We start from the raw sequence: 26,184 nt of genomic DNA on the forward strand, positions 1-26,184 counted from the left end.
GCGACCGAAGAAGGATTATTTCTTGCTGCTGTATGCGCGAGGCACCGAGTCCGTCGTCAATCCGCACCGCGGGATTCCTGATCCACGTCAATTTGCCAGTTGACTCCGCGCCGATACTGAGGGCACCCCACCCCCAGCCGGAGAAACCTATGGCTCAGTCGATGAAAGCTGCCGTCGTCCACGCGTTTGGCGAACCCCTTCGCATCGAGGAAGTGCCTGTGCCAACACCAGGCCCTGGACAGATCCTCGTCAATATCAAGGCATCCGGCGTCTGTCACACCGATCTGCACGCGGCCGACGGCGACTGGCCAGTACGTCCCACGCTGCCCTTCATTCCCGGTCACGAAGGCGTCGGCTTCGTCACGGCGGTCGGCGCGGGGGTCAAGGCCGTCAAGGAAGGCGACCGGGTCGGCGTGCCGTGGCTCTATACCGCTTGCGGCCATTGCGAGCACTGCCTGAGCGGCTGGGAAACCCTCTGCCATGAGCAGCAGAACACCGGTTATTCGGTCAACGGTGGCTACGCGGAATACGTGCTTGCCGATCCGAACTATGTCGGGCACCTGCCTGCGCAAGTCAGCTTCGAAGAAATCGCCCCGATTCTGTGTGCCGGTGTCACCGTCTACAAAGGCATTCGCATGACCGACACGCGCCCCGGTCAGTGGATCGCGATCTCGGGGATAGGTGGCCTCGGCCATGTAGCGGTTCAATATGCGATTGCGATGGGGCTGCACGTCGTCGCCGTGGATATCGCAGATGACAAGCTCGCCCTTGCGCGCGAACTCGGCGCGACACTCACCGTCAACGCCACGACGGCGGATCCCGCAGCCGTGATTCAGAAGGAGATCGGCGGCGCCCACGGCGTACTGGTCACGGCGGTATCGCGCAGCGCCTTTGCTCAGGCGCTCGGCATGGTCCGGCGTGGCGGCACCGTCTCGCTCAATGGCTTGCCGCCGGGCGATTTTCCTTTGCCGATCTTTTCGACCGTGCTCAACGGCATCACGGTGCGCGGATCAATTGTCGGGACTCGTCGTGACTTGCAGGAGTCGCTCGAGTTCGCGGCCGAAGGACGGGTGCGGGCACACATTCACACCGACCGTCTGGAGAACATCAACGCCGTGCTCGCGGACCTCAAGGCCGGCAAGATCGACGGCCGTGTGGTGCTGACACTCGACTGACCCTGCGGCCTGTTGACCAATACAGAAAGCGTGGCCGCAGAATCTCAGTGCGGTCACGCCGCGATCAGCCTGCTTCGCTCACTTCTTCAGCAACGCAAGCATGGCTTGCTCGAGGGACACGAGCCTCGCATTCGTAAGCTCGGCATGGAGCTTTATTGCCCGAATCAGAAACTGGACGTTTGCGTCTTCGCTTTTCGAGGTGAGGTCATCAAATTCTGAAAATATTTTGCTAACGGCATCGGCATTCATGGTCGTTCCTTGCAAGGTTGGCAGAGGGCTTACGAATCAATTCAACTCCCGTTCGAGGAGTATTCAATCTGGCGCTGCCCCAATGGCTTCCGGGCAAACGCAAGCGCCTCAACATGTTTAAGCAGCGCCATACTGTTTCCTGCCGCTGCTTCGAGCGAAGTGCCGCTCAAAGCACGGCCGGCTTACTCGGCAATTCGTCGCGCTTTTCCTGTTGCGCTGGAAAATGTCTTTTCAGCAGCGCTGTCACCTCCTCGATGCCCCGAAGTACTCCGGCGTGATAGTTGCCCAGCTTGAAAGCGGCCTCCATCTGGCTGCAGATGGCTTCCCACTCACCGGGTTTTATCCGTGCATGCACCCCGCGGTCCGCAACGATCTCCACATCGTGATCGGCTAGCAGGAGATAAATGAGCACCCCGTTGTTGTGTTCGGTATCCCAGACTTGCAACTCGGAAAAGACATCGATTGCACGTTCCCTCGCGGACATCCCTTCCAGTAGAGCCCCGATATGCAGCGCACCTTCGACTGCAAACCGGATCTGCCCAATGTGGGCACGATGGCTTTCCTGGATGGCCCTTTCAATGGCGTGCAGTGTCGGAGTAGGAAAAGCACGATTCGCGTGCCACCGGGTCACGAACAAATGCTTGAGGACACGCTTGAGGTCCATGGCTACCACCTGCCCGATGCACCGCCGCCGCCAAATCCGCCGCCACCGCCCCTGAAGATCGTGCGGCCGGCGCCGCTGCCGAATCGTCCGGATTGCCCGCCGATCGCACGCCCCCCGGCGTAGGCGCCGAGACCGCTGCCGAGCAAGGTGAATGCGAGAGCAATCGCACCTGCCACCACGGCGATGAACAGTGTGCCCGACAACAGCCACGCGACGACCGCGACGGCTCCGCCCGTCACCACAGAACCGGGTAGTCTCCCTAGTACCACTCGAAACACGCCGCCTGCGACCATGGTGAGCACGAAAAGAATCGGTAGATAGCGCGCGAGTTGCCCGGACGCGCCACCTGCATGCTGTTCCGGAGACGGCAGAGGCTCGCCATCGACGACGTGCATGATGCTGTCGACGCCCGCCGCCACACCTCCGTAAAAGTCCCCTTGCCTGAATCTCGGAACAATCGTCTCGTTGATGATGCGGCTGCTGGTTGCATCGGTCAGTGCCCCTTCGAGACCATAGCCCACTTCGATTCGCAGGGTCCGGTCGTCTTTGGCGACGATGAGCAGCACGCCATCGTCAACGCGCCTGCGTCCAAGCTTCCATTGCTCAACCACGCGCAGCGAATACTGTTCGATGGTTTCCAGCTGCGTAGTCGGCACGATGACCACTGAGATCTGGCTCCCCTTTTTAGCCTCGAACGCCCGCAATGTCTGTTCTAACGCCGAGCGCTGTTCGCTGGTGAGCGTGGCCGTCTCGTCGGTGACATGCGCGGTCAATGCGGGAATCGCCACGTCCGCGCCGGCACCGCACGGCAAGAATGCGAGGACGGCGAGCAGCAGCATGCTGACGGATTTGAGGATGTTCAATTCGCCGCCCCACTGGCGGGCGCGGGCGCCGTGATGAAATCGACCTGCGGAGGACGCGCAATCGCCGCCTCTTCCGACACCGAGAAATTGGGTTTCTCCTTGTAGCCGAACAGGCTTGCGGTGAGATTGGACGGGAACGATCGCACGGTCGTGTTGTAGTCTTGCACCGCCTTGATATAGCGGTTGCGGGCCACTGTAATGCGGTTTTCGGTTCCTTCGAGCTGCGCCTGCAAGTCGCGAAAATTGGCATCGGACTTCAACTGCGGGTAATTCTCAGAGACGACGAGGAGTCGCGACAGCGAAGACGACAACTGTGCCTGGACCGCTTCGAATCTGGCGAACGCCTGGGGGTCGTTGATGAGCGCCGGAGTCGCCTGCACGGATCCGACCCGGGCACGCGCCTCGGTCACGCTCGTGAACACCTCTCGCTCCTGGCTCGCGTAGCCCTTCACCGTGTTCACGAGATTCGGCACCAGGTCAGCACGACGCTGGTACTGGTTGAGCACCTCCGACCAGCTCGCTTTCACCTGCTATCCTGAGTCTGGATAGCGTTGTAACCGCATCCGGAGAGGGATAGCACGATGACAGCAAGCAATGCTAGACATAGAGTGCGCATTGGACCTCCCTGTTCTTCCGGGAGCCGCCCCGAGTACCGCCCTGGTGAGGACCGCGGTGTAGCGAGATACGGACCAGAACGGCTTTCCTGCATCGTCGATGCAAACAACCCCAGACTACGCGTAAGGACCGGGTGTACGTTAACCCATATCAAGTACCCCGTCAGGGGAAAATCAGTCGAGCGCGCTACAGCGCACTCACCGCGGCCGAAGGCCGAACGGATGGACAATCTCTTTCAGGAGCGGCACTGCTTGCACAGGGCCTTCACGCGCAGTGCCGTAACGCGGTCTGAGCGAGGACCGCCGCAGCAAGCCATGACGTGGGTCGTGCCGCAACTGTCAGCTCTGCGTTCTGACTTTTGATTGCATTTGATGTGGATCACGAAGTGCATCCGGCACGCGTCAATCATGAAGCTGTCTGCAACATGTGGACAACGCCTCTTTCTTCGCGGGGAGCATTTCATGACTGAACAACCCGAGTCCGCATCGATGCTGTCCGCGCCCTCCGCTACCCTCCGGGTTCAGCGGCTCGTCGAAAGCCCGAGCTACCGGCAGGCGGACGAGGACCTCGCTTTCCTGCAGCGCCCCGAAATGTGTGCATTGAGGCGGCACAGCGCGCGCTAGACGCCTCTCCCGGCGATCCGGTCCGCAGGCGCGAGGCCGCAATCGCTCAGCGTCTTCTGGAAATGAGCGCATACAACACGGTCGCCTGCGAGCTTGGCCTCCTCATAGGACGCGCGGAGGCGACCCCCACGCTGCCGAAGCAGACGGTCGTCACAGGTGGTGGACCGGGCATCATGGAAGCGGCCAATCGGGGCGCGTTCGAGGCCGGTGCGGCGAGCGTCGGCTTGAATATCTCGCTGCCACGCGAGCAGCTGCCGAATCCGTACCTGAGCCCGGATCTGTGCTTCCGCTTCCACTATTTCGCGATCCGCAATCTGCACCTGCTCGAGCGTGCGAAGGCTGCGGTTTTCTTCCCGGGTGGCTACGGCACTTGCGACGAACTGTTCGAGGTGCTGACGCTCCTGCAGACAGGCAAGATCAAACCGCTTCCCGTGCTGCTCGTGGGTGAGCGCTTCTGGCGCCAGGCCTTCGACGTCCAGTTCCTGATCGACGAGGGCATGATCGCTGCAAGCGACGCCGATCTGTTTTGCTTCGCCGAAACCGCTCCACAGATCTGGCAAATCATTGCGCACTGGTACGAACGGCCGCATTTTCAGGAGTAACTGGCCCGCGCGATACGGCTTGACTCATATCAGCGCTTCACGGCATGCAGGGGCGTGGAACTCAAACCCGGCGCGATCGCGTTAACGGTCTACTGGTCGCGATCCCGGCACCACTCGTGGCTTGATTGAAATCAAGGGGTCCGATAGCGCGCGAACTATCGTGAAGATGGCAATGCGCCAACCGGATACATGTGACGTTCAGAGGAGTTTGAGATGACTGAGATGCAATTTCTGACCTACGAGACCTTGCCTGATGCACGTCCCGAATCGGCCGAAGGCACTGCGCCGAAAACCATCGCACTGCCACATCCCGACCAACGCTCAGGTCTGCCGCTAATGACCGCGCTGTCGTTTCGATCAAGTAACCGTGAATTCGCACCGAGCCCGCTGTCAATGGGCACGCTCGGAGAATTGCTGTGGGCTGCGGATGGCGTCAACCGTCCGGTCAGCGGCGGACGCACCGCGCCATCGCCACATGCCTTTAATGAAATCGACATCTATGTGGCGCTGCCCAATGGAGTCTATCGTTACGATGCGCCCAACCATCAACTGCTGCTCAAGCACGCCATCGAAGCGCGCAATCTGACCGGCTATCAGGATTTCGTCGGCAAGGCGCCGCTCGAGCTCGTGTATGTGGTTCGGACGTCCAGTCTGCAGGAGATGCCGCAGCAACAGCGTGAACGATTTTCTGCTGTCACCGCTGGCGCGATTGCGCAGAACGTAGCGCTCTATTGCGCGTCAGCCGGGCTTGTCAACGTGATCCGCGGCTGGATCAATCACCGGCTCCTCGCCGACGCGCTGCGGCTCAATGAGGATGAACTGCCGATCCTCGCGCAAACTGTCGGCTTGCCGAACGGGCAGCACGCTTGAGATCGAGATTGAGAGGCCGCATGGAGGCCTTTGGAATGGCCAACCCAAGGTCCGCGGGATGGCCTTCAATAAGCTAGGGCGCGCAACCCTACGCGCACCCTGCCCCTGTTTAGCTAGCTGATCTGCAGGCGCTTCTGTGTCGAAGCCGCCTTCTTCGGCAATGTCAGCGACAGCACGCCGTCCTGATACTGCGCCGCCGCCCTCGCTTCATCGACATCGCTCGCCAGCGAGAACGACCGGCTGATTGCGCCCGAATAACGTTCGCGTCGCAGCACCCGCTCGCCTTCCTTCAATTCCTTGTTGCGTTCCACCTTCGCGCTGATCGATACGGTGTTGCCGTCGATCTTCACGTCGATGTCCTTTTTATCGACGCCCGGCAGTTCTGCTTTAACCATGTACGCCGTGTCGTTTTCCGTCACATCCAGCTTCATGTCCGCCAGCGGTGCGTCATCGCCCGTTGCGATGCCGCGCAGGGGGCGGAACAAACCATGAAACAGATCCGGTACCGCTTCCATTGAGAACGGCTCATAACGTGTCAAGTTGCTCATCGTAGCTACTCCTCAAAAAGTCCATGATCTCCATGGATTTCACACTGCTTCAAATGACCACTGCATCAACGACTTTAGGTCTCTACGTAGAACGTCCGTTGATATGTATCAATTGCCGCGCGTAACCGGAGCGGTTCGCAAAACACTGACCTCCATCAATTCCGGTGGCCGGCGTCTGCTTATGCTGGAAGTGCCCTCTTGAATCTGCGGAGTCATCCATGCTTACCCGATCAAGCGCGCCCATTCGCCGGCCGCTTCATGCGCAGCATCGTGAACGCATCGCCCGCCGCGCTTGGTCGCGCATCGACGCAGCGTTGCAGCGCCCCTGCTCGTATCGCCATCCGGCAGGGCGCATCCGGCGAATCGAAACCCATATTTCCGTGATCTATCTGGCCGGGCGATTTGCGTACAAGATCAAGAAGCCTGTCGATCTGGGATTCGTCGATTTCACGGACGTGGCTGCGAGGCAGCATGACTGTAATGAAGAGGTGAGGCTGAACCGGCGGCTCGCTCGCGGGCTTTATCTCGGCGTGGTGCCAGTCGTGCGGCTCGGTCGCATATTCAAGGTGGACGCACAAGGAACGCCCGTCGAGCATGCGGTCCGGATGAAGCGATTCGACGACCGACAATTGTTTTCCCGTCTGCTCACACGCGGCGAGCTGGGTGTCGCGCAGATCGACCGGGTGGCCGAGCGTCTCGCAGCGTTTCACCGCTGCGCCTCCACAATCCCACCGCGCAGCACGCTGGGGACGGCAACGTTCTTGCGCACACAGATGGAGACCGTGCTGACGTCGCTCGAGCGGGAAGCCGGCACGCTCGTGCCCGCTGGTGTGCGTCAGTGGTGCGAAAGAGAAGCCGCGCGGCTTGCTGGGCATTTTGAAGCGCGTCGCGCGGGCGGGTTCGTGCGCGAATGCCACGGCGACCTGCACCTCGACAATATTGTGCGCAAAGGAAACGACGCCATCTTGTTCGATTGCATCGAATTCAGCGACGCCCTGCGCTGGATCGACGTCGCTAGCGACCTCGCCTTCCCACTGATGGATCTGCAAGCGCATGGCAGTGACGATCTCGCGTCGGCTCTCCTGAACGGCTGGCTGCAACGGACTGGCGACTTCGGGACACTGCCGGCGTTGCGTTTCTATGTCGTCTACCGGGCGCTGGTACGGGCACTTGTCGAAGTGCTGAAAGCGCGTGGGTCGTTTGCCGCGGACTGTCTCGCGCGCGCCCGTGACTATGTGGCCTGCGCCGCCCGCATGGCAAGCGCGCAACAGCCGTATCTGCTGCTCTGTCACGGCTATTCCGGGTCCGGCAAATCGGTGGCGAGCGAAGCGCTTGCCAACCGTATCGGCGCAATCCGCCTTTCCAGCGATACGGAGCGCAAGCGCCAGCGAGCGTTCGCGCCGCCGGATCACCACGCCCTGCCCGCTGTCGCGTACTCGCGCAAAGCAATTGACTCACACTACGATGCGCTGCTAGCGATTGCGCGCCACATGCTCGAAGCAGGCTATCCAGTATTAATGGACGCGACGTTCCTGAAACAGCGGCATCGTGCGTCCTTCATCGAGTTGGCGTGCGTATACGACGTGCCTGTGTTTCTTCTGGATTTCCACACGTCTGCGCGGCAACTGGCCGAACGCGTACGCAAACGCGCGACGGACCCAGGGCAGTCGTCTGACGCCAATGCAGCGGTGCTGGTCAGGCAACTCGCCAACGAAGAGCCGCTCACGCCCGACGAAGCCGCATTGACGGTTGCTTTCGATACAGACGTTCCGCTCGGCGCCTTTCAGCACGCGACGTACTGGAAACCGTTGTTGATCCGCCTGCACCCGGACGGCGCGCTAGAACACGCTGTTCACAGCGGCACGCCCCATTGGCAGACGAGCGGCTGGGACGCGACAGGTTGCCAGAGGGTCGCCTGAATCCAACTGCAGTCGCAAGGGAACCAATACGCCTTGATCCAGATCAGTATTCCCCACCCGTTCGTTGCCGATGATGAACGCATACGGTTCCCATCGACGATGGTCTGACATATATCGACACATTCTTGCCGCCATCGACGGCAGTGAAACATCCGCACGAGCGTTCGACGCCGCCCTGCAACTCGCCCGCGAATCCGGCGCGGAGTTGCAGCCACTTTATGTCGTCGACGTGCCAACCATGGTCGATGACGCACCCGGCTACGGTCCGAGTATCGTTCGCGACGCGTTCCTGGAGGAAGGCAAACATGTGGCCGACACGCGCTTGCACGGATGAAGCACGACAGCGTCCAGGGGGCGCCGCGGATCATCGAAACCAATCTGGCCGGCGGCGATTTCGATGTCGCCCACTGCATCCTTCATGCGGCCGAGCATCTGAAAGCCGATCTCGTCGTGATGGGGACACACGGCCGGCACGGCGTTCGGCGGCTCGTGCTCGGCAGCGTCGCGGAGCGCTTTTTGCGGATTGCGCAATGTCCGGTCCTGATGATCTCGGCGCACGGCGCTCCCGAAGCTGCGACTGACGCCGTGGGAGCAGCCGAACGCGAAAAAAAGTCGACCTGATCTGCAGGACCGTGATCGTCTTTATCGACCACAGCGCCCATGGCGATGCTCGTGTCGGGTTCGAACTCGATCTGGCGCAACGGAATGGCGCTCATGCAGGATTCGGGTCGGCGGTCCCCGTGAACGCATGGCGTGTCAATACCGGAAATCCCGTTAGCGAATTGCCAGCACCGCGGCCCCCGTCAGCTTCCCTTCGCGCAGATCGGCGAGCGCCTGGTTGGCCTCACCCAGCGGATAACGCGTCGTTTCGATGTCGAGCGGAATCTCGGCGGCCAGACGCATAAACGCAAGCCCGTCTTCGCGCGTGAGATTCGCCACCGACACCACGCGACGCTCGCCCCATAGAAAGTCATAGGGAAAGGACGGGATGTCGCTCATGTGAATCCCGCCGCACACCACAATGCCGCCTTTCACCACTGCCTTCAGGGCGATCGGCACGAGCGCGCCGACTGGAGCGAATAGCAGCGCGGCGTCGAGTTCGTCCGGCGCCGCTTCGTTGCTGCTGCCGGCCCACGTCGCGCCGAGCCGCAGCGCGAGCTGTTGAGCCGCCGCATCGCCGTCACGCGTGAAGGCATAAACGGTGCGCCCCTGATGAAGCGCGACCTGGGCGACGATATGCGCGGCCGCGCCAAAGCCGTAGATGCCGATCCGTTGCGCGTCGCCTGCCGTGGCCAGCGCCCGATAGCCGATGAGTCCCGCGCACAGCAGCGGCGCCGCTTCCACATCCGAATATCGGTCAGGCAGATGAAAGCAGTAACGGCTGTCTGCGACCGTGCGCTCGGCGTAACCGCCATCGATCGTATACCCCGTAAAACCCGGTTCATCGCACAGATTCTCGCGACCGGAGAGACAGTAACGGCAGTGGCCGCAGGTATGGCCCACCCATGGCACGCCGACCCGTTCCCCCACACCGAAGCCGCTTACTCCCGGCCCCACTGCCGCAACAGTGCCGACGATTTCATGCCCCGGGATCACTGGCCGCTTTGGATGGGGCAGTTCGTGGTCAATCAGATGCAGGTCGGTACGGCAAATGCCGCATGCGTGAACATCGATCAGCAACTGGCCCGCAGCCGGCACAGGATCAGGAAGCTGCAAGTCGCGCAGTGGCCCCCCGGTGTCATCGAATACCATTGCCCGCATCTCACCCCTCCCTCGCGTGATGGTTGCCGTTGGCACGGTTGTGGGAGGCGGCCTGCCTCACTTTGTCGGTTACGCACTTGATCGCAATCACCTGAATATAGTCGTGAACACGCGCACCGGTCGACAGACGACTGATTTCATCGCCTACCATGCGGGCCAGATCGTCTTCATTCAACGCCGTCCCTTGTGCGATCTCGAGCAGCGGAACCAACAGTTTATCGCGAGGCATGACAGGACTCCTGGTGGGAAAAGATACGGCGCGCGGATCACTCGCAGAAACGGAAATAGCCGCTATGCAACAGGACCGGCTTACCGCCGAGTTCACCCAGCATCCGCTGCGCGGCGTGTTCGATCGCGCCCCGATGGGCCTCGAACGCACCGATCAGGTCGTCTTCGCGCAGCGATGCAGCGCTGAAATGATCTTCCAGCGCTTCAGCCGTGATCGCGCACCGGATGCGTTCACCGTTGATCACGGCAGGGAACACCAGAACGGGATCCGGCCCGCCATACTGCGGGCGCTCCTGAGGAAAAGTGATATGCATCATGTCGTACCTCGGCTCGTATTCGGTCCTATGCTCACCTGCCCGGCAAGGCCGGAGCGGCTTCGCAATGGAGGTGTTCCTACATTGCTGGCAAAGCCATGGGAAATTCAATGTAACTCCTGACTTCCTTGACCCCATGCACGCTCTCCGCTGCGACACAGATTGCGCGTCGTTCTTCTTCCGACTGGACAACGGCCCACAAATGCACGATGCCTTGCTTGACAATCACGTTCTGACTGGGCTGCGCCCAACGATGATTGCTGAGTTCGCGCACGATCGCGTCGTGAATTTGCTGGTCGCTGGATGCAACCGGCAGCGCGTCGGCCGGGACGCTAGCGAGCGCGCGAATCAGATTGGAGCGACTGACGATCCCAACCAGCTTGCCGTCGCGCATGACGGGCACGCGCTTGATCCGCCGCCGCTCCAGCAGATCCGCGATATCGGCAAGGGGCGTATCCTCCACAACGGACACGACCTTATCGCTCATGACGTCGCGCACCGTGCGTGCGTGTTCCTTGACATACGTACTCGCGAGTTCACGGGTCGATGCAAAAAAGTCGAGCCACCATGATCGTCTCTTTCCTTCGGCATCCGCGTCAGTGTCGATTTCGGTTCGATGCAGCAGATCACCTTCGCTGATCATGCCGATGACCTGCCCTCCCGCGTCAACCACAGGCATGCCACTGATGTGGTTATCGGCAAGCCGTTTTGCCGCGGCCTGCACGGTCATTTCAGGTGCTGCAACCACAACCGCAGGGGTCATCACGTCGATGGCATGCATAAGTCTCTCCTTAAGGAAATATCGTCACCGTCACTGCACTTCGCCTACCACCCCTCGAAAACCCATCTCAGCACGCCTGATCTGATCCGCGCATATTCTGTAAGTCCACGCCGGGTCCCCATTACTCGCGTACATGCCGCGGCACATGCCCTTTAGCCGGATTGTCGTCGTGCCGCTCTCATCGGTGGTCCGCTCGGCCCAGAAATAGGCAATGCCCGATTCGTGGGGCACTTCGGTCTCGATGACTGAATCGTTGAGGCGGCTGATCGGCGCTCTCGAGTAAAGCTGCACATAAAGCCGCGTGCTGTTCCATATCTGATCGCACGCCGCACGTGAACTACAGGTGACCCACGCCTGTTCTCGCGCCTCCTGAAGCTGCGTTTCGGTGTTCCGGAACGCAATCATCTGGCTTGCTGTGGTGCAGGCCGCAAGACTGACCGTCATCAGCAGGAATAGCGCCTTGATCAAGTCGACCTGCAGGCGGATGCATTTCATTTCAGTTCGCTTACCACACAATATAGGGATCGAGTTTTCGCGCTGACAGTCGCCGGCGCAGCAAGGACTACCGAGAAAACCGGCGGACAGATAGCAAAATCCGGCCGCGGTGTCAAAAAAAGTCCTGGTCTTTTATCGCTTGTCAGCGGGCCATATAACCGTGTAAAGGGCCGCCCGCCTGCGTATATCTTGGAAACGAGTCTACGTGCAGGTTCGTCGCCAGAATTGACAGAGGTCAACTGCGCCGCGTGTCAATGGCACCGGTTGGTAGTTAGCGCGGATGGCCCGCTTTCTTGATCTAGCTCAAGAGCACCAATAGCGTCTCTCGTGAAGATGTGACCTGTCGATCCGATGGCGCAGCCGGCAACCGCAGATCGTCTGCATCCCAGATCGTCACATACTCGTCAAGCCGCCTCCGCGGCTTGAATCCGACTGCGAAAACCGGTGTGAAGCCGTCCGTCGACCGATCATGACCATAACGCTGAACGACAGGAATCCGCCTCGTCCTGCCCTGCATGCGCGACTCGCCGGCTGGGTGCGCGGCCCCACCTTCAGGCGAGATATCGTCATTGTGCTTGCCATCAAATTTTCACTCCTGATGGTACTGAAGTACACCTTCTTCAATCATCCGCTGGCGGAGAACATGTCCATGCCGCCCGCACTCGTCGCGCAGGCACTGCTTTCAGTGCCTGCCTCGCATCCGCCTCAAGGTGAACAACATGCCCGTTAGCGAAGTCGTCGATCTTTCGCGCCTCCAGTTTGCCGTGACGGCGCTTTATCACTTTCTGTTCGTCCCCCTTACGCTCGGACTGTCGTGGCTGCTCGTCATCATGGAATCCGTCTACGTGATGACCGGCAAGCAGATCTACAAAGACATGACGCAGTTCTGGGGCAAGCTGTTCGGCATCAATTTCGCCATGGGCGTTACGACCGGCCTCACGCTGGAGTTCCAGTTCGGTACCAACTGGTCGTACTACTCGCATTACGTCGGCGATATTTTCGGCGTGCCGCTCGCCGTCGAAGGGCTAATGGCGTTCTTCCTCGAATCGACTTTCGTCGGCCTGTTTTTCTTCGGCTGGAATCGTCTTTCGAGGGGCCAGCATCTGATCGTCACCTTTCTCGTTGCACTCGGCTCGAACCTGTCCGCGTTGTGGATTCTGGTGGCGAACGGCTGGATGAACAATCCAGTCGGTGCCGAGTTCAACTACCAGACCATGCGAATGGAACTCGACAGCATCTTCTCGGTGCTGTTCAATCCGGTTGCCCAGGTAAAGTTCGTGCATACGGTATCGGCCGGCTACGTCACGGCGTCGATGTTCGTGCTCGGTATCTCGTCGTGGTATCTGCTCAAGCGCCGCGACACCGAATTCGCGCTGCGCTCGTTTGCGATCGCAGCGGGTTTTGGGCTTGCATCGACGCTCTGTGTGATCGTCCTCGGCGACGAATCCGGCTACCGCACCGGCGAAGTCCAGCAGGTCAAACTCGCCGCTATTGAGTCTGAATGGGAAACAGCGCCAGCGCCGGCCCCGTTTACGATCTTCGGCATACCGAATCAGCAGGAAGAAAGGACCGACTACGCCATCCGGGTTCCCTACGCGCTCGGCATCATCGCGACGCGTTCGTTCGATGAGCCTGTACTGGGACTGAAGGATCTGATCGCGCAAAACGAACTGCGCATCAAGGACGGCATGATCGCGTACGGCGCATTACAGCAGCTCAAGCAAGGCAATGCCACCGACGACGCCAAGGCCACCTTCGCGCTCCACAAGGACAATCTCGGCTACGCCCTGATGCTCAAGCAGTTCACGGCCAACGTCACCGATGCGACGCCGGACCAGATCGCCCAGGCGGCAAAAAAAACCATCCCGCCCGTGCTGCCGGTGTTCTTCTCCTTCCGGATCATGGTGGGCCTCGGCATCCTGTTCCTTGCGACCTTCGTGCTCGCGTTCTGGTTCTGCGCGCAGCGTTCGCTGCTACTGGATAAGCGCCGCTGGTTCCTGCGCTGGGCGGTGTGGGCGATCCCGCTGCCATGGCTCGCGGCGGAGTTCGGCTGGGTGGTTGCCGAAGTGGGTCGTCAACCGTGGACGATTGCCGGCATCCTGCCCACCGCATTATCGGCCTCGAGCCTGACAGCCACCGACCTGTACCTGAGCATTGGCGGCTTCGTGCTGTTCTACACGGCCCTCTTCGTGATCGAGATCACACTGATGTTCAAGTACGCGCGCCTCGGCCCTTCGTCACTGCATACGGGACGCTACCACCACGAATCGCCGCCACCGGCTCAGCCGTCCAAGCCGCTGACCACCACGGCCGCATGACTCGCCACCGCGCTGCGCACGCTGTGTAATAAGGGAAAAATCATCATGGATTATGCAACCCTCAAAGTGATCTGGTGGGTATTGATCGGCGTGCTGCTAATCGGCTTCGCACTCACCGACGGCTTCGATATGGGCGCCGCCATCCTGCTGCCGTTCATCGCGAAGACGGACAAGGAGCGGCGCATCGTGGTAAATACGGTCGGCGCGACCTGGGAAGGCAACCAGGTCTGGTTCATCACCGCGGGCGGCGCGATGTTCGCGGCATGGCCGCTCGTCTACGCGGCGTCCTTCTCGGGTTTCTATTTCGCGATGCTGCTGGTGCTGTTCTCACTGTTCTTCCGCCCGGTGGGCTTCGACTACCGCAGCAAGCGCGAGGATCCGCGCTGGCGTAATGCGTGGGACTGGGCGCTGTTCATCGGCGGATTTGTGCCGGCGCTGGTGATCGGTGTCGCGTTCGGCAATCTGCTGCAAGGCGTGCCATTCTCGTTCGATACCGACCTGCGCGTCTCCTACCACGGCGGTTTCTTTGCGCTGCTCAACCCCTTCGCCGTGTTGTGCGGGCTCGTCAGCGTGTCGATGCTGGCCGCGCACGGCGCCGCTTTCGTGAAGATGAAAACCGACGGGGTGATTGCCCGCCGCGCCTCGATAGCGTTGCGCATTGCGTCGCTTGCCGGGGTGGTGTTGTTTCTGATTGCCGGCGTGCTGATCGCAACCATGATCGGCGGCTACCGGATCGTCGACGCCGCGCCGTTCGACACGGTTGCCAACCCGCTGCTGAAGAGCGTGATCGGAGCGCCCGGCCTGTGGCTCACCAACTACTCAACCTATCCGTGGATGATCGCGGCGCCGGTGATCGGCGTGCTGGGCGGCGTGCTGGCGTTGGTGCTCGCCAGTTCGCGCTTTGAAAAGAGCGTGTTTATGTCGACCGGGTTGATGATCGTCGGCGTGATCCTGACGGCGGGCTTCTCGATGTTTCCGTTCATCATGCCGTCGTCGCTCGACGAACGCAGCAGCCTCACAGTGTGGGATTCGACCTCGAGCCAGATGACGCTGCAGATCATGCTGATCGCCGTCATCATCTTCCTGCCGATCGTGCTGATCTACACGAGCTGGGTGTACCGTGTGATGCGCGGCAAGGTCACGGCGGCCGCCCTCGAAGAGAACAGCCACTCGATGTATTGAGGCGTTCCGGACATCGCGTCGCGCGCGTTACTAACCAGACTCACAGGAGCACATGATGTGGTATTTCAGCTGGATTCTTGGCATTGGTGTGGCACTTTCGTTCGGCATTATCAACGTGATGTGGCTGGAATCGCGTCGTTTCGATGAAACGGGCGCGCCGCATCCATCGCCTGCGCCGCGGCGATGATCTGAAGCCGCGCCAGAAGCTCGCTCAATCGACTCGCGCAGGCCCTGAAGCGCCTGATGCAGCGCGTCGATCCGCCTTTCATCTCATCGCTTGAACACGCATGGCGCACACTTGCCGAAATGACGTCTCGCGCGAGCACTTGATCGAGATCAATCTGACCAGGTGTCCTGACGAGTCCAATATGGCGAGGTAGTCCGATCCATGGGCACGGTTCACCTGTGCCCGTTTCCCATGAGCCAGGTGAACGAGTGGACGTCAATGAAGTGCCCCGCGTCAGCACCCTCCGAACCGCCTGGGAGCGCCTGAAGGAGCACCCGCTATCGCGCGTTGGCCCCGGGTTGATCACAGGGGTGGCCGACGATGATCCCAGCGGCATCGCCACCTATTCCCAGGCCGGCGCCCAGTTTGGCCCCAACATGCTCTGGACGATGCCGCTGGCATTTCCGCTCATGGCCGCCGTTCAATCGATGTGCGCGAATCTTGGCCGGGTGACCGGGAAAGGACTGGCGGCCAACATCAAGACTTCTTTTCCGCCGCTTGTGTTGCAGGCCGTCGTGCTGCTATTGCTCGTGGCGAACACCCTCAATATTGCCGCGGACGTTGCCGCCATGGGCGAAGTCGCCGAACTGGTCAGCGGGATCAACCGCCATCTGATGACAGCGTTGTTTGTGTTCGGCACGCTGCTGCTGCAGTTGTTTGTCCCCTATCATCGTTACGTCTTCTTCCTGAAGTGGTTGACGGTTTCCCTGCTTGCGTACGCGGCGGTATTGTTTACCGTGCATGTTCCGTGGGGGGAGGTTATGTCGCGCACCCTGTGGCCGAAGTTCACACCGAACGCCAACGCCGCTGCCGTGGTGGTCGGCGTGCTAGGCACCACCATCAGCCCTTACCTGTTCTTCTGGCAAGCGTCCGAAGAGGTGGAAGACATGCATGCGAGGCGTGATTCGGCCCCGCTCATTTGCGATGCGAGCGCCGCGCCGGCGGAACTCCGTCGCATCCGCTGGGACACATGGAGCGGCATGCTCTACTCCGACATCACTGCCTACTTCATCATTCTGGCAACAGCTGTCACGCTACACGTTGCGGGGATTACCGACATCAATACCGCGGCTCAAGCCGCCAGTGCACTGCGGCCACTCGCCGGCAATTTTGCTTACATACTCTTTGCGTTGGGCATTCTAGGCGTCGGCCTGATCGGCGTGCCCGTGCTGGCCGGGTCCGGCGCTTACGCGCTGTCCGAGGCAATGGGCTGGAAGGAGGGACTCGAGCGCAGCGTTGGCGCGGCGCGTGGCTTCTACGGCATCATCGCCGTCAGCGTGCTCGCCGCGCTCGGCATCCAGTACTCGCCGATCAGCCCAATGAAGGCGCTGTTCTGGAGTGCCGTCATCAACGGCGTGGTGGCCGTCCCCCTGATGGCGGTCATCATCATCCTGGTGTCGAAGAAGTCGGTGATGGGCGATTTCACCGCAAGCAGGCCCTTGATCATCCTCGGATGGGTCGCAACAGCCCTCATGGGGGCGGCGGCCATCGGGATGTTCATTCCAAGTTAGACACGCCCGCTCTGTACGCGCCATCGGCGCATCAACTTGTGCAGAGAAGCTGCCGCGCGCGAACGGGTGCCCGTGACTCGCTTGACTCAGATCAATCACGACGGCCATCGGAAAGCTACAGTCCTCTACGGAAGCTCTTGCTGCTGCGCACAATCCAGACGGAGGCGCCGCAACAAAGTGGGGCGAATCCGTGCACTGAAAAACACTTCGCCGTCAGCGCTCTGGGGAAGTTATCGCACCGGACGTGCGTTCTACGCCCGAAGCGACCGCGTCGACACAGCCGTTTCATCGTAAGCCAAGCGCCGTAGACCCTGAGGAACCTGAAATGGACACCCGCACCAAGCCGGCCACCGCTGAGAATCCCACGTTTCTGGACAGACCCGCGGTATCCACCGCCACCGAATCCTTTCGTGCGCTCGATCATGCGAAAGAAGCCATGATCGCGCGCATGACCGGGGGCCTGTCGCCCGCGTCGCTACGCGCAGCGCTTGCCGACTGGCTCATTCATCTCGCGGCGGCGCCGGGCAAGCAACTGGAACTTACCTCACTCTGCGCCCAGAACGCACAGCGCATCACTGAATACATGATTCGGACTGGGCTCGGTTGCTACGCCCAGCCATTGGCGGAACCGTCTGCAGGCGATAGCCGGTTTCTCGCCGAACCGTGGCAAACCGAACCTTACCGGTTCTGGCAACAGGCCTTTCTGTTGACCGAACAATGGTGGAATGTCGCAACTCGCGATGTGCCGGGCACAACTCGCCATCATGAGGACGTGGTGTCGTTCAGCGCCCGCCAGTTGCTCGATATGATGGCGCCGACGAATTTCCCGCTCACCAATCCCGAGGTCTCGCAGCACGCCGCTTCGACGCTCGGCGTAAGCCTCATCGACGGCGTGCGCAACGCGCTCGAAGACGCGGCACGGCAGGCCGGCGGCCAGCCGCCGGCAGGACTTGATCAGTTCAAGGTCGGGGTCAATCTCGCCGCCACGCCAGGCAAGGTCGTGTTTCGCAATCACCTGATCGAACTCATTCAATACAGCCCCGCCACCAGCACGGTGCTGGCCGAGCCGGTCCTGATCGTGCCGGCGTGGATCATGAAGTACTACATCCTGGATCTCTCGCCGCACAATTCGCTGATTCGCTATCTGGTCGAACAGGGACACACAGTGTTCTGCATCTCGTGGCGCAACGTGGATGCCGAAGACCGCGAACTCAGCCTCGAGGATTACCGGCAATTCGGCGTGATTGAGGCGCTCGACGCCGTCTCGAGCATCGTCCTGGACAGCAAGATTCATGCGACCGGCTATTGCCTCGGCGGCACCTTGCTGTCGATTGCTGCGGCAGCCATGGCAGGTTCGGGCGACGACCGGCTGGCATCAGTCACGCTATTTGCCGCACAAACAGACTTCACCGAGCCAGGCGAGCTGCAGCTTTTCATCGACGACAGCGAGGTTTATTTTCTCGAAAGCATGATGTGGTCACAGGGCTATCTTGCCGCCGGTCAGATGTCGGGGGCATTCCAGCTACTACAGTCGAACGACCTCATCTGGTCGCGTATCGTCCATGACTATTTGCTGGGCGAGCGCGCACCGATGATCGACCTGATGGCGTGGAACGCCGATACCACGCGCATGCCGTACCGGATGCATTCCGAGTACCTGCGCCGCCTCTTCCTGAACAACGATCTGGCGTGCGGCCGGTATCAGGTCGACAACCGTCCTGTCTCGATCCGCAACATTCGCGCACCGCTGTTCGTAGTATCGACGGAGCGCGACCATATTGCGCCGTGGCATTCGGTCTACAAGATTCACAACCTGTCGGATACCGAGATCACGTTCGTTCTCACCAGTGGTGGCCACAATGCCGGGATCGTCAGCGAGCCTGGGCACGCGCATCGCTATTTCCGGATCTATCGGACCGCGGCGGACGATCTGCGCGTGAGTCCCGACGAATGGCTCGCTGCGAGTGCATCGCAGCAAGGCTCCTGGTGGCCCGCGTGGACCGACTGGCTCAAGGCGCATTCAAGCCCGCAGCGCGTCGCGCCACCCGTTGCTGCGTCCGATGCACACGGGGAGACACTCGGCGACGCGCCCGGCACCTTCGTCTTCCAGCACTGAGAGTACTCACATGGACGACATCCTGTTGCGCAATCGAACCTTCGATCAGCTTGAGATCGGCGAAGCCGCTTCGCTCGTCAGGCTCGCCGAACAGAACGACATCGACCTGTTTGCCGCCATGTCCGGCGATGTCAATCCGGCCCACACCGACGCCGTCTTCGCATCGGGTGATCTGTTCGGGCACGTGGTCGTGCAGGGAATGTGGACAGCCAGCCTCATTTCGGCCGTGCTCGGGACGAAACTGCCAGGTCCCGGCACCATCTACCTCGATCAGAATCTGCAGTTCCAGCGTCCGGTCGTGCCAGGCGATGTCATCACCATCACGGTTACCGTGAAGGAGAAACGCGTCGAGAAGCACATCGTCCTGCTCGATACACGTTGCACCAACCAGAAGGGCCAGGTGGTGCTGCTCGGCACCGCCACCGTGATCGCACCCGATACGCCGATCATCTGGCCGCGGACGGTCCGCCCGGATATTTCGGTGCGCCGTCACGACCGGTATGAAGCATTCCTCCGCAACGCCCGGTCCAGTCCCGCGCTACGCACGGCGATCGTGCATCCGTGTTCGGTGGATGCGATCAGGGCCGCCATCGAGGCACGTGACGAAGGCTTGCTCGATCCGCTGCTGATCGGCCCGGAAGCCAGAATCCGCGCCGCCGCTGAAGCCGCTCACGTCAGCCTCGAAGGTGTAACGATCGAAGCCGTCGAGCACAGCCATGCAGCTGCCGCTCGCGCGGTCGAACTGGGCGCCGCCGGCAAGGTCAACGCGTTGATGAAAGGCAGCCTGCACACTGACGAACTGCTTTCCGCCGTGGTTGCATCATCGTCGAACCTGCGAACCGGACGAAGGATCAGCCATGCGTATGCGATGGACGTGCCGGCGTATTCGAAGCCGCTGATCGTTACCGATGCGGCCATCAACATTGCACCGTCGCTGGAACAGAAACGCGATATCTGCCAGAACGCGATCGATCTTTTGCATGTGCTGGGCGTTGAAGTGCCGCGCGTCGCCGTGCTGGCCGCCGAGGAAACAGTCAACCCCAGAATGCAGACCACGCTCGACGCCGCCGCGCTCACCGTGATGGCCGGGCGCGGACAAATCACCGGCGCTCTGGTCGACGGGCCGCTCGCCTTCGACAATGCGATCAGTCTAGCCGCAGCACAAGTTAAGGGCATCAATTCGCCCGTGGCCGGTCAGGCTGACATCCTGCTCGTCCCCGATCTGGAAGCGGGCAACATGCTGGCCAAGCAATTGATGTACTTCGCCGGCGCCGACGGCGCTGGCATTGTGCTTGGCGCGCGTATTCCGATCATCCTGACCAGCCGTGCCGACACCCTGCGAGGGCGCTTGGCCTCTGCCGCCCTCGCCAAGCTGGTGGCGGCACATCACCCACGAGGGCTTGTCCGATCATGAGCACCCCGCTGCTGCTTACGTTCAACCCAGGCTCGTCGACGATCAAGATCGGGCTGTTCAGCGTCACCGCCGGTAAAGCCACGAGAATCGGTCAGGGCATGATCGATTTCCGGCATCAGCCGCTGCGGCTCCATCTCACCAATGGCAGCAAGACCAGCGAGATTCCCCTGAAAGCGGCTGTCACCGAGGATCTGCACCACGTGCTCGACGAGACGCTGGGACGGTTCGCCACCCACTTCCCGCTCGACGATCTCATTTCGGTCGGCCATCGCGTCGTGCACGGGGGCGATCGCTTCGCCGGGCCGGTTGCAATCGACGGCGACACGCTCGCCGCCATCGCCGAGCTCGTGTCGCTCGCGCCGTTGCATCAACCGCAGAGTGCCCGTCTCATTCGAGCAATCCGGCATCTGCGGCCCCATCTCGTTCAGTCGGCATCCTTCGACACCGCATTTCACCGCACGCAGACAGATCTCGTGCGCCGATTTGCAATTCCGCGCGAACTCTTCGACAAGGGTGTCAAGCGCTATGGTTTTCATGGCCTGTCCTATCAGTTCGTGATCGGCCAGCTCGCTCATCAATTCCCGCAACTCGCCCGCGGCAAGGTCGTTGCGGCGCACCTGGGCAGCGGTGCGAGCCTGTGCGCCTTCGAAGCCGGCAAGAGTTGCGACACGAGCATGGGCTTCTCGACGCTCGACGGCATTCCGATGGCCACCCGCTGCGGCGCACTCGACGCCGGTGTCGTGCTGCACCTGGTTGAACAGCAGGGTATCAACATCAAGGAGGTCGAAAAAATGCTGTACGAAAAGTCCGGCTTGCTCGGCGTCTCGGGTATCAGCGCCGATAGCCGTGAACTGCAGGTCAGTGAACGGCCCGAGGCCCGCGAAGCAATGGCACTGTTCGCGTTTCGTATTGCGGGCGAGACTGCCCGGCTCGCGACCAGCCTCGGCGGCCTGGATAGCTTGGTGTTCACGGCGGGAATCGGCGAACACCAGCCAGAGACACGCCGCGCCGTCTGCGAGCGGCTCGCGTGGTTAGGTGTCGAACTCGATCGCGAGGCGAACAACGGCAACGCACGTCTCATCAGCAGCGCCCGCAGCCGGGTGGCCGTGCTCGTGCTGCCAACCGACGAAGAGCAGATCATCGCCAGCGAGGCGGTTTCGGTACTCCATCAGGAGGAGGCGAAAACATGAAGCCGATCATCGATCTGGCCGGCAAACGCGGACTGGTCGTCGGCATTGCCAACGAGCACAGCATCGCCACGGGCTGCGCCACCGTGTTTCGCGCGGCCGGCGCAGAGCTGGCGCTCACGTACCTGAACGACAAGGCCGAGCCGTTTGTCTGCCCGGTTGCACAGACGCTCGGGTCGCGCATCGTTTTGCCCTGTGACGTCCGCATTCCCGGTCAGCTGGAAGCGGTATTCGAGCGGATCGCGAAAGACTGGGGACGGCTCGACTTCGTGCTCCATTCGATCGCCTTCGCGCCGGCTGGCGATCTGCATGCCAGTCTGGCTGACTGTTCGGCCGAAGGCTTCGCGCTCGCGATGGACGTTTCTTGCCACTCATTCATCCGCATGGCCAGACTCGCTCTGCCACTCATGACCGACGGCGGAAGCCTGATGACGGTAAGCTTTTACGGCGCCGAGCGCGCGGTCGAACACTACAACGTCATGGGTCCTGTGAAGGCCGCGCTCGAGTCGAGCGTGCGTTATCTCGCCGCCGATCTGGCGGCACACCGTATCCATGTTCACGCCATCTCCGCCGGTGCAGTCAAGACACGTGCCGCGACGGGCATCGACCACTTCGATGCGTTGCTTGACGACGTTCGTGCGCACACGCCCGCGCAGCATCTCGTCACGATTGAGGAAATCGGGCGAATCGCTGCCGTCCTCGCGAGCGAGGCCGGTATGACCCTGACGGGCTCGACGATCTATGCAGATGCGGGCTTTCATGTGATGGCGTGACCGTGGATGGGCGAATTCGCCATTGCACCCGCCCAGGATCGAGGAGATCACCTGGCACCTCAGGCGAGCAGTTGCACAAGTCGGCCGGAATTCAAATCTTCTCGAATCATGGCGAGGGGTAGGATCCCGAGCCGGGCCCGCCTATCGATCTGGAACGGTACATGGGACGGTGGTACGTGATCGCGGAAACGCCGTTTCTGAGCGAGCACGACTATGTCGGCAGCTACGATGAATGGACGTTGCGCGGCGATGGAACAATCGACGATCAGTATCTCGGCCGGCGTTATGGTTTCGATCAGCCGGTCACGGGAAGCCAATTCGTGGCGAAGGTGATGTCCGGAACGGGGAACACGAAATGGCGCGTGGGACTGATCTGGCCGTTCGAAGTGGTGGTCGTCACCGCGTATGTGGACCCCGAGTATCGTTACACGATTCGCTGCATGGCCGACGGCAACATGGTGTGGGTGCTTTCGCGCACACCGGCGATGGATGAGGCCGTGTACAAAGACATGCTCGCCCGGCTTGCCGGCATGGGCTTCCACATCGACAGGGTACGCCGGGTTCCGCAAAACGCCGGACAAATCGGTCTACCCGGTTTCCAGTGAGGGGGCGAGATAGGGTTCGTCAGGACGGAACGCAACGCGCATGAAACCGGCAACGACCGCAGCGAGCGCGGCAGAAGCGAGGCTCGCCGCGTCAGCCGATCACAAGGCGGTCGACAACAGCCTTCACGCCAGGCGTCGAACGCGCAGCCCCTGACACAATGGAACGCTCAATGGCCGAACTGAGACGGCCCGAGAGGATCACCCTGCCGTCGTCGACTTCGACGCCCACGTGCTTCAACTCACGATCGGTATGCCGCTGGATGGCTTTGCGGATGTTGTATTCGATGTCGAGCGGGGATGCCGAGCCACGAATCCTGATGTTGTTCGTGACGCCGGTCACGCCACGCATGTGAATGATATTTTTTTCGGCCATGTGGCTGCGGTATCCATCCTCGACTTCGCCGCTCAATGTCACCCACCCCTTCTCGACCTTGATCCTGATCGCATGCTCTTCGAGGCCCGCGATCCACTCGAGAACGGCGCTCACGCTCAAGGCAACGTCCTCGTCAGTGCGTTGCTCCGACTCGCGAAGTTTCACGTCGATGCCGACTACCACCGCGACGACACCGGCGATTCTGAGTGCGCACTTTTCAGCAGCGACTTTCCTCGCATAGTCCGGAACGTGTCCAGTGAGAGTAACGATGCCGTTGACCACGGCAACGCCTATCCCGTTTGCGTCGACGGCCGCGTTGCTCATTAGCTCGTGCTCGACTTCCTGCTTCAGTTGACTGTCCGACTTCATGGAAGTTGTCCTCCAAGGAACTGTTTTCATCACACCCGCATCGAGCCACGCAACGTACCGAAATCGGTGCGCGGCGGCCGCGTCGCCGTCTCGGCGGCCGCGCTGAATTTAGGCCGCTCGTGCAGCGCCAGGATGCGTGCCTCGACCCCATGCGGGAAGGCATTCAGGCTGGCGTTATAGCGGTCGACTGCCTCATCGTACGCTTTCTGTGTGACGGCGATCTGCCTGTCAACCCCGCCCAGTTGCCTCGACAGCGACCTGAACCGGGGGTCTTTGTGAAAGTACCTGTCATTGCCGGACTCGACCAGAAGACTTGATAGCGCGTCGCTCAATTGCCGCTGTGCGATCTCAAACCGCTCGAAAGCAACCTGCTCCACCAGCGCTCCCGGGGCTATCCGGATGCAGTCCAGATCGGCTTGCGCGGCCATCACTGCCGCGACAAGCGCATCGTTTCGATTCGGCGCGGACTGCACCAGCATGATCAGGTCTCTGGTGAGTTCGGCACGCTTATCGTACTGTTGAAGGACCTCCTTCAACGCGGTACTCACCTCGGCATCGTCCACCGGCACGTAGCGAGGCAGGCACCGAGCAAAGCGACAGCGACGAGCGACATGACCGCCCATGCGATAATTCTCCTCATCTCTCAACCTTGATGCGTGTCGGCTCCGCCGGTCTGCCTTGCGCACGCGATATCCAATATCGACGCGGCGTGCGATTTCGTCACGCGCACCGGAAAACGCGCGGTGAGCGGATCGCTCGAGCATATCGAGGCGATGGCAACCGGAACGAAGGGCACACAAATCAAGCTGTGAGCCCCCGATAGCAGCCGGGTCTATCTTTGCAATGTTGAAACCAAAGACTGCTATTCCGTCTGCATCGGCTGGATCGTCTTCCTGGCTGGCCGCCTCTTTTTGAGTTCAGTGGTTGCTGTTGCCGCATGCCCGGCGGCGAGTGCCGCGGGCATCGCCGGTTTTGCCGGCACATCGCAAGGCACCAGCGACTGAGTAGCAAGGCTGCCAAGCAGGTTGTCCGCAAAATGCGGTTCCGGGGCTGCGCAAACCGGCTGCTGCGGTGCCGAATCCTGCTGAAGACCGGACATGATCTCGAAGAACTGCCGACAGTAAGACTGTGTCTGGGCGAAGCCCACCGGAGCGAGCAAAATCGGCAGACTAAGCATTTCCGGCAGATTGTTCGCGACGCAAGTCCGGGCAATTGCTTCCTGGGTTTCAGCGAGTCCAAACCGGATTGCCTGCAGATTCAACGCGGTCAGCCTCTCGAACGCGTCGCAGCACCCGGTAGTGATGCCGAACAGTTTGTCGAAGCCACCGCTTTCCATGCTGAGCCATTGCTCGGGAATGAGTTGAGTCATTACGCCTCCAATCCTGAATGCCGAACCGTTTAGGCCGTTGTCTGCTAAATGCCTGGCATCGCCGGATAAGGCTCGGTGTGATCCTCCACGCGCTTGACGCCGGGTATGTTTTGCGCCGCCACACGAACCGCGTCGACGGTTTCCATCGAATGGAAGATGCCCCACAGATGCACGACTCCGTCGGTGACGACGATATTGCGTCCGGCGAAGCTCCACTTACGGCCCGCCAGTTCACCCATCAACATGGCGCGGATCTCGCCGTCCGAGAGCGTCACATCCGTTGACGGCTCGTCCGGTACGCTTGCCAGCGCCTGCACGAGATTGGCGCGGCTCACAATACCCACGAGCTGCCCTGCTTGCATCACGGGCACGCGTTTGATGTGCCGCGTCTCGAGAAGGCCGGCCACTTCGCCGAGTGGCGTTTCGGGCTGAACGCTCACCACGCCGGAGGTCATCACGTCGCGCACTTTCACCGCGTGGGTCTTGATGTAATCCCGTGCTTCATGGTTCGCGGACCAGAGATCGAGCCACGAAGTTCGCGTGCGCTCTTCGGTGCCGATTTCGCTGCGGCGAAGCAGATCGCCTTCGCTGATCATGCCGGCGACATGGCCGTCCGGATCCAGGACCGGCGCGCCGCTGATGCCGTTGTCGACAAAAATTCTGGCGACCTCTCGCACGGTCATGTCGGGTGTGACCGTTATGACGTTGCTGGTCATGACATCGGATGCGCGCATGGTAAGCCTCCTGAACAGTTAGGGTCCTTCAATTCGTGGGACCGGCCCGTCTCGATCGTCAGTATCCGGACGCCGGTACGCCCTCGTGTGGTTTGAGATTAGGCCGGCACGGCATCCTCTCGTTTGACATGGATCATCTCGAAGGCCGTTGCGTGCACCTGTCGATCCGTCCGCTGCGACAGCGCCCTGCGGCTTGACTCAAACCAACCCGACGCCGGCCGTCTGCTGTCGACTAGTCCGCATACTGTTTGTCTTCTCGACCGCGATGGAAATCAATCAATTATTCGTCTCTGCGTGATT

Annotated in this window: 26 protein-coding genes and 3 pseudogenes; 15 read left to right on the forward strand and 14 right to left on the reverse strand. The window is 61.0% G+C overall.

Annotated elements, in window-relative coordinates; translation table 11 throughout:
- Positions 1-149 precede the first annotated feature (149 nt).
- Positions 150-1,175 (forward strand): alcohol dehydrogenase AdhP, encoded by a 1,026-nt coding sequence (gene adhP / locus M0D64_RS06880; RefSeq protein WP_154560420.1) that lies wholly within the window; start codon positions 150-152, stop codon positions 1,173-1,175.
- A gap of 78 nt (positions 1,176-1,253) precedes the next feature.
- Here adhP and M0D64_RS06885 read toward each other — a convergent pair whose 3' ends face one another.
- The 4 genes and pseudogenes from M0D64_RS06885 to M0D64_RS06900 all read right to left on the reverse strand — a co-directional run bounded on the left by M0D64_RS06885 (position 1,254) and on the right by M0D64_RS06900 (position 3,567).
- Positions 1,254-1,424, reverse strand: coding sequence for a hypothetical protein (locus M0D64_RS06885; RefSeq protein ID WP_166618186.1), 171 nt, complete (start codon positions 1,422-1,424; stop codon positions 1,254-1,256).
- A gap of 166 nt (positions 1,425-1,590) precedes the next feature.
- Positions 1,591-2,088, reverse strand: a complete 498-nt coding sequence (locus M0D64_RS06890; RefSeq protein WP_266257101.1) for a TPM domain-containing protein — start codon at positions 2,086-2,088, stop codon at positions 1,591-1,593.
- 2 nt (positions 2,089-2,090) lie between these two features.
- The gene (locus M0D64_RS06895; protein ID WP_266257102.1) at positions 2,091-2,951 is read right to left on the reverse strand and encodes a YgcG family protein; all 861 of its coding nucleotides are present in this window, start codon (positions 2,949-2,951) and stop codon (positions 2,091-2,093) included.
- Positions 2,948-3,567, reverse strand: a pseudogene (locus M0D64_RS06900) (LemA family protein). Before M0D64_RS06900 ends, M0D64_RS06895 begins: the two are co-directional and overlap by 4 nt.
- A gap of 460 nt (positions 3,568-4,027) precedes the next feature.
- On the opposite strand from M0D64_RS06900, the pseudogene M0D64_RS06905 reads away from it, so the two are divergent.
- Both M0D64_RS06905 and M0D64_RS06910 read left to right on the forward strand, forming a co-directional pair.
- Positions 4,028-4,791: pseudogene (locus M0D64_RS06905) on the forward strand (LOG family protein).
- A gap of 213 nt (positions 4,792-5,004) precedes the next feature.
- Positions 5,005-5,661 carry a nitroreductase family protein gene (locus tag M0D64_RS06910; RefSeq protein WP_266257103.1) on the forward strand — a complete coding sequence of 219 codons (657 nt, stop codon included), beginning with the start codon at positions 5,005-5,007 and terminating at the stop codon, positions 5,659-5,661.
- A gap of 113 nt (positions 5,662-5,774) precedes the next feature.
- Here M0D64_RS06910 and M0D64_RS06915 read toward each other — a convergent pair whose 3' ends face one another.
- The gene (locus M0D64_RS06915) at positions 5,775-6,209 is read right to left on the reverse strand and encodes an Hsp20/alpha crystallin family protein (RefSeq protein ID WP_154560416.1); all 435 of its coding nucleotides are present in this window, start codon (positions 6,207-6,209) and stop codon (positions 5,775-5,777) included.
- 218 nt (positions 6,210-6,427) lie between these two features.
- Here M0D64_RS06915 and M0D64_RS06920 point away from each other — a divergent pair, with 218 nt between their 5' ends.
- Positions 6,428-8,128: a bifunctional aminoglycoside phosphotransferase/ATP-binding protein gene (locus M0D64_RS06920; protein ID WP_266257104.1), complete on the forward strand. Its 1,701-nt coding sequence runs from the start codon at positions 6,428-6,430 to the stop codon at positions 8,126-8,128.
- Positions 8,129-8,237: 109 nt separating this feature from the next.
- Positions 8,238-8,749 (forward strand): annotated as a pseudogene (locus M0D64_RS06925) (universal stress protein).
- Between the two features lie 153 nt (positions 8,750-8,902).
- On the opposite strand, the gene M0D64_RS06930 reads toward M0D64_RS06925, so the two are convergent.
- The 5 genes from M0D64_RS06930 to M0D64_RS06950 all read right to left on the reverse strand — a co-directional run bounded on the left by M0D64_RS06930 (position 8,903) and on the right by M0D64_RS06950 (position 11,707).
- Complete coding sequence (locus tag M0D64_RS06930) at positions 8,903-9,889, reverse strand: zinc-dependent alcohol dehydrogenase family protein (RefSeq protein ID WP_154560414.1); 987 nt, start codon at positions 9,887-9,889, stop codon at positions 8,903-8,905.
- A gap of 1 nt (position 9,890) precedes the next feature.
- Positions 9,891-10,118: a DUF3562 domain-containing protein gene (locus M0D64_RS06935; RefSeq protein WP_266257105.1), complete on the reverse strand. Its 228-nt coding sequence runs from the start codon at positions 10,116-10,118 to the stop codon at positions 9,891-9,893.
- 37 nt (positions 10,119-10,155) lie between these two features.
- A complete protein-coding gene (locus tag M0D64_RS06940) occupies positions 10,156-10,431 on the reverse strand; it encodes a DUF1488 domain-containing protein (protein WP_154560427.1) in 276 nt (91 codons plus the stop codon).
- A gap of 79 nt (positions 10,432-10,510) precedes the next feature.
- Positions 10,511-11,212 carry a CBS domain-containing protein gene (locus M0D64_RS06945; protein WP_154560412.1) on the reverse strand — a complete coding sequence of 234 codons (702 nt, stop codon included), beginning with the start codon at positions 11,210-11,212 and terminating at the stop codon, positions 10,511-10,513.
- Positions 11,213-11,242: 30 nt separating this feature from the next.
- Positions 11,243-11,707, reverse strand: a complete 465-nt coding sequence (locus M0D64_RS06950; RefSeq protein ID WP_154560411.1) for a hypothetical protein — start codon at positions 11,705-11,707, stop codon at positions 11,243-11,245.
- 469 nt (positions 11,708-12,176) lie between these two features.
- On the opposite strand from M0D64_RS06950, the gene cydP reads away from it, so the two are divergent.
- From cydP to M0D64_RS07000, 10 genes are all read left to right on the forward strand, one after another.
- Entirely contained in the window at positions 12,177-12,437 is a 261-nt protein-coding gene (cydP, locus tag M0D64_RS06955) for a cytochrome oxidase putative small subunit CydP (protein WP_266257106.1), read from the forward strand.
- The gene (locus tag M0D64_RS06960) at positions 12,427-14,025 is read left to right on the forward strand and encodes a cytochrome ubiquinol oxidase subunit I (protein ID WP_266257107.1); all 1,599 of its coding nucleotides are present in this window, start codon (positions 12,427-12,429) and stop codon (positions 14,023-14,025) included. Before cydP ends, M0D64_RS06960 begins: the two co-directional genes overlap by 11 nt.
- Before the next feature lie 45 nt (positions 14,026-14,070).
- Complete coding sequence (gene cydB, locus M0D64_RS06965; RefSeq protein ID WP_266257108.1) at positions 14,071-15,207, forward strand: cytochrome d ubiquinol oxidase subunit II; 1,137 nt, start codon at positions 14,071-14,073, stop codon at positions 15,205-15,207.
- A gap of 55 nt (positions 15,208-15,262) precedes the next feature.
- Positions 15,263-15,394, forward strand: a complete 132-nt coding sequence (gene cydX, locus M0D64_RS06970) for a cytochrome bd-I oxidase subunit CydX (protein ID WP_154560407.1) — start codon at positions 15,263-15,265, stop codon at positions 15,392-15,394.
- Positions 15,395-15,657: 263 nt separating this feature from the next.
- Complete coding sequence (locus tag M0D64_RS06975) at positions 15,658-16,944, forward strand: NRAMP family divalent metal transporter (RefSeq protein WP_266257229.1); 1,287 nt, start codon at positions 15,658-15,660, stop codon at positions 16,942-16,944.
- Between the two features lie 325 nt (positions 16,945-17,269).
- A complete protein-coding gene (locus M0D64_RS06980; RefSeq protein ID WP_266257109.1) occupies positions 17,270-19,060 on the forward strand; it encodes an alpha/beta hydrolase in 1,791 nt (596 codons plus the stop codon).
- Positions 19,061-19,070: 10 nt separating this feature from the next.
- Positions 19,071-20,474, forward strand: a complete 1,404-nt coding sequence (locus tag M0D64_RS06985; protein WP_154560405.1) for a bifunctional enoyl-CoA hydratase/phosphate acetyltransferase — start codon at positions 19,071-19,073, stop codon at positions 20,472-20,474.
- A complete protein-coding gene (locus M0D64_RS06990; protein ID WP_266257110.1) occupies positions 20,471-21,664 on the forward strand; it encodes an acetate/propionate family kinase in 1,194 nt (397 codons plus the stop codon). The genes M0D64_RS06985 and M0D64_RS06990 overlap by 4 nt, the downstream gene beginning before the upstream one ends.
- A gap of 8 nt (positions 21,665-21,672) precedes the next feature.
- Positions 21,673-22,434, forward strand: a complete 762-nt coding sequence (fabI, locus tag M0D64_RS06995) for an enoyl-ACP reductase FabI (protein ID WP_266257230.1) — start codon at positions 21,673-21,675, stop codon at positions 22,432-22,434.
- Positions 22,435-22,583: 149 nt separating this feature from the next.
- A complete protein-coding gene (locus tag M0D64_RS07000; protein WP_266257231.1) occupies positions 22,584-23,039 on the forward strand; it encodes a lipocalin family protein in 456 nt (151 codons plus the stop codon).
- A gap of 91 nt (positions 23,040-23,130) precedes the next feature.
- Here M0D64_RS07000 and M0D64_RS07005 read toward each other — a convergent pair whose 3' ends face one another.
- The 4 genes from M0D64_RS07005 to M0D64_RS07020 form a co-directional block, all read right to left on the reverse strand.
- The gene (locus M0D64_RS07005) at positions 23,131-23,781 is read right to left on the reverse strand and encodes a BON domain-containing protein (RefSeq protein WP_266257111.1); all 651 of its coding nucleotides are present in this window, start codon (positions 23,779-23,781) and stop codon (positions 23,131-23,133) included.
- 29 nt (positions 23,782-23,810) lie between these two features.
- Complete coding sequence (locus M0D64_RS07010) at positions 23,811-24,404, reverse strand: LemA family protein (RefSeq protein WP_266257112.1); 594 nt, start codon at positions 24,402-24,404, stop codon at positions 23,811-23,813.
- 239 nt (positions 24,405-24,643) lie between these two features.
- Entirely contained in the window at positions 24,644-25,150 is a 507-nt protein-coding gene (phaP, locus tag M0D64_RS07015) for a TIGR01841 family phasin (RefSeq protein ID WP_266257113.1), read from the reverse strand.
- 44 nt (positions 25,151-25,194) lie between these two features.
- Entirely contained in the window at positions 25,195-25,884 is a 690-nt protein-coding gene (locus M0D64_RS07020; RefSeq protein WP_154560399.1) for a CBS domain-containing protein, read from the reverse strand.
- Between the last annotated feature and the right edge of the window lie 300 nt (positions 25,885-26,184).

Origin of the sequence: Paraburkholderia sp. WS6 (assembly GCF_030464835.1) — a bacterium.
GTDB classification, from domain to species: domain Bacteria; phylum Pseudomonadota; class Gammaproteobacteria; order Burkholderiales; family Burkholderiaceae; genus Paraburkholderia; species Paraburkholderia madseniana.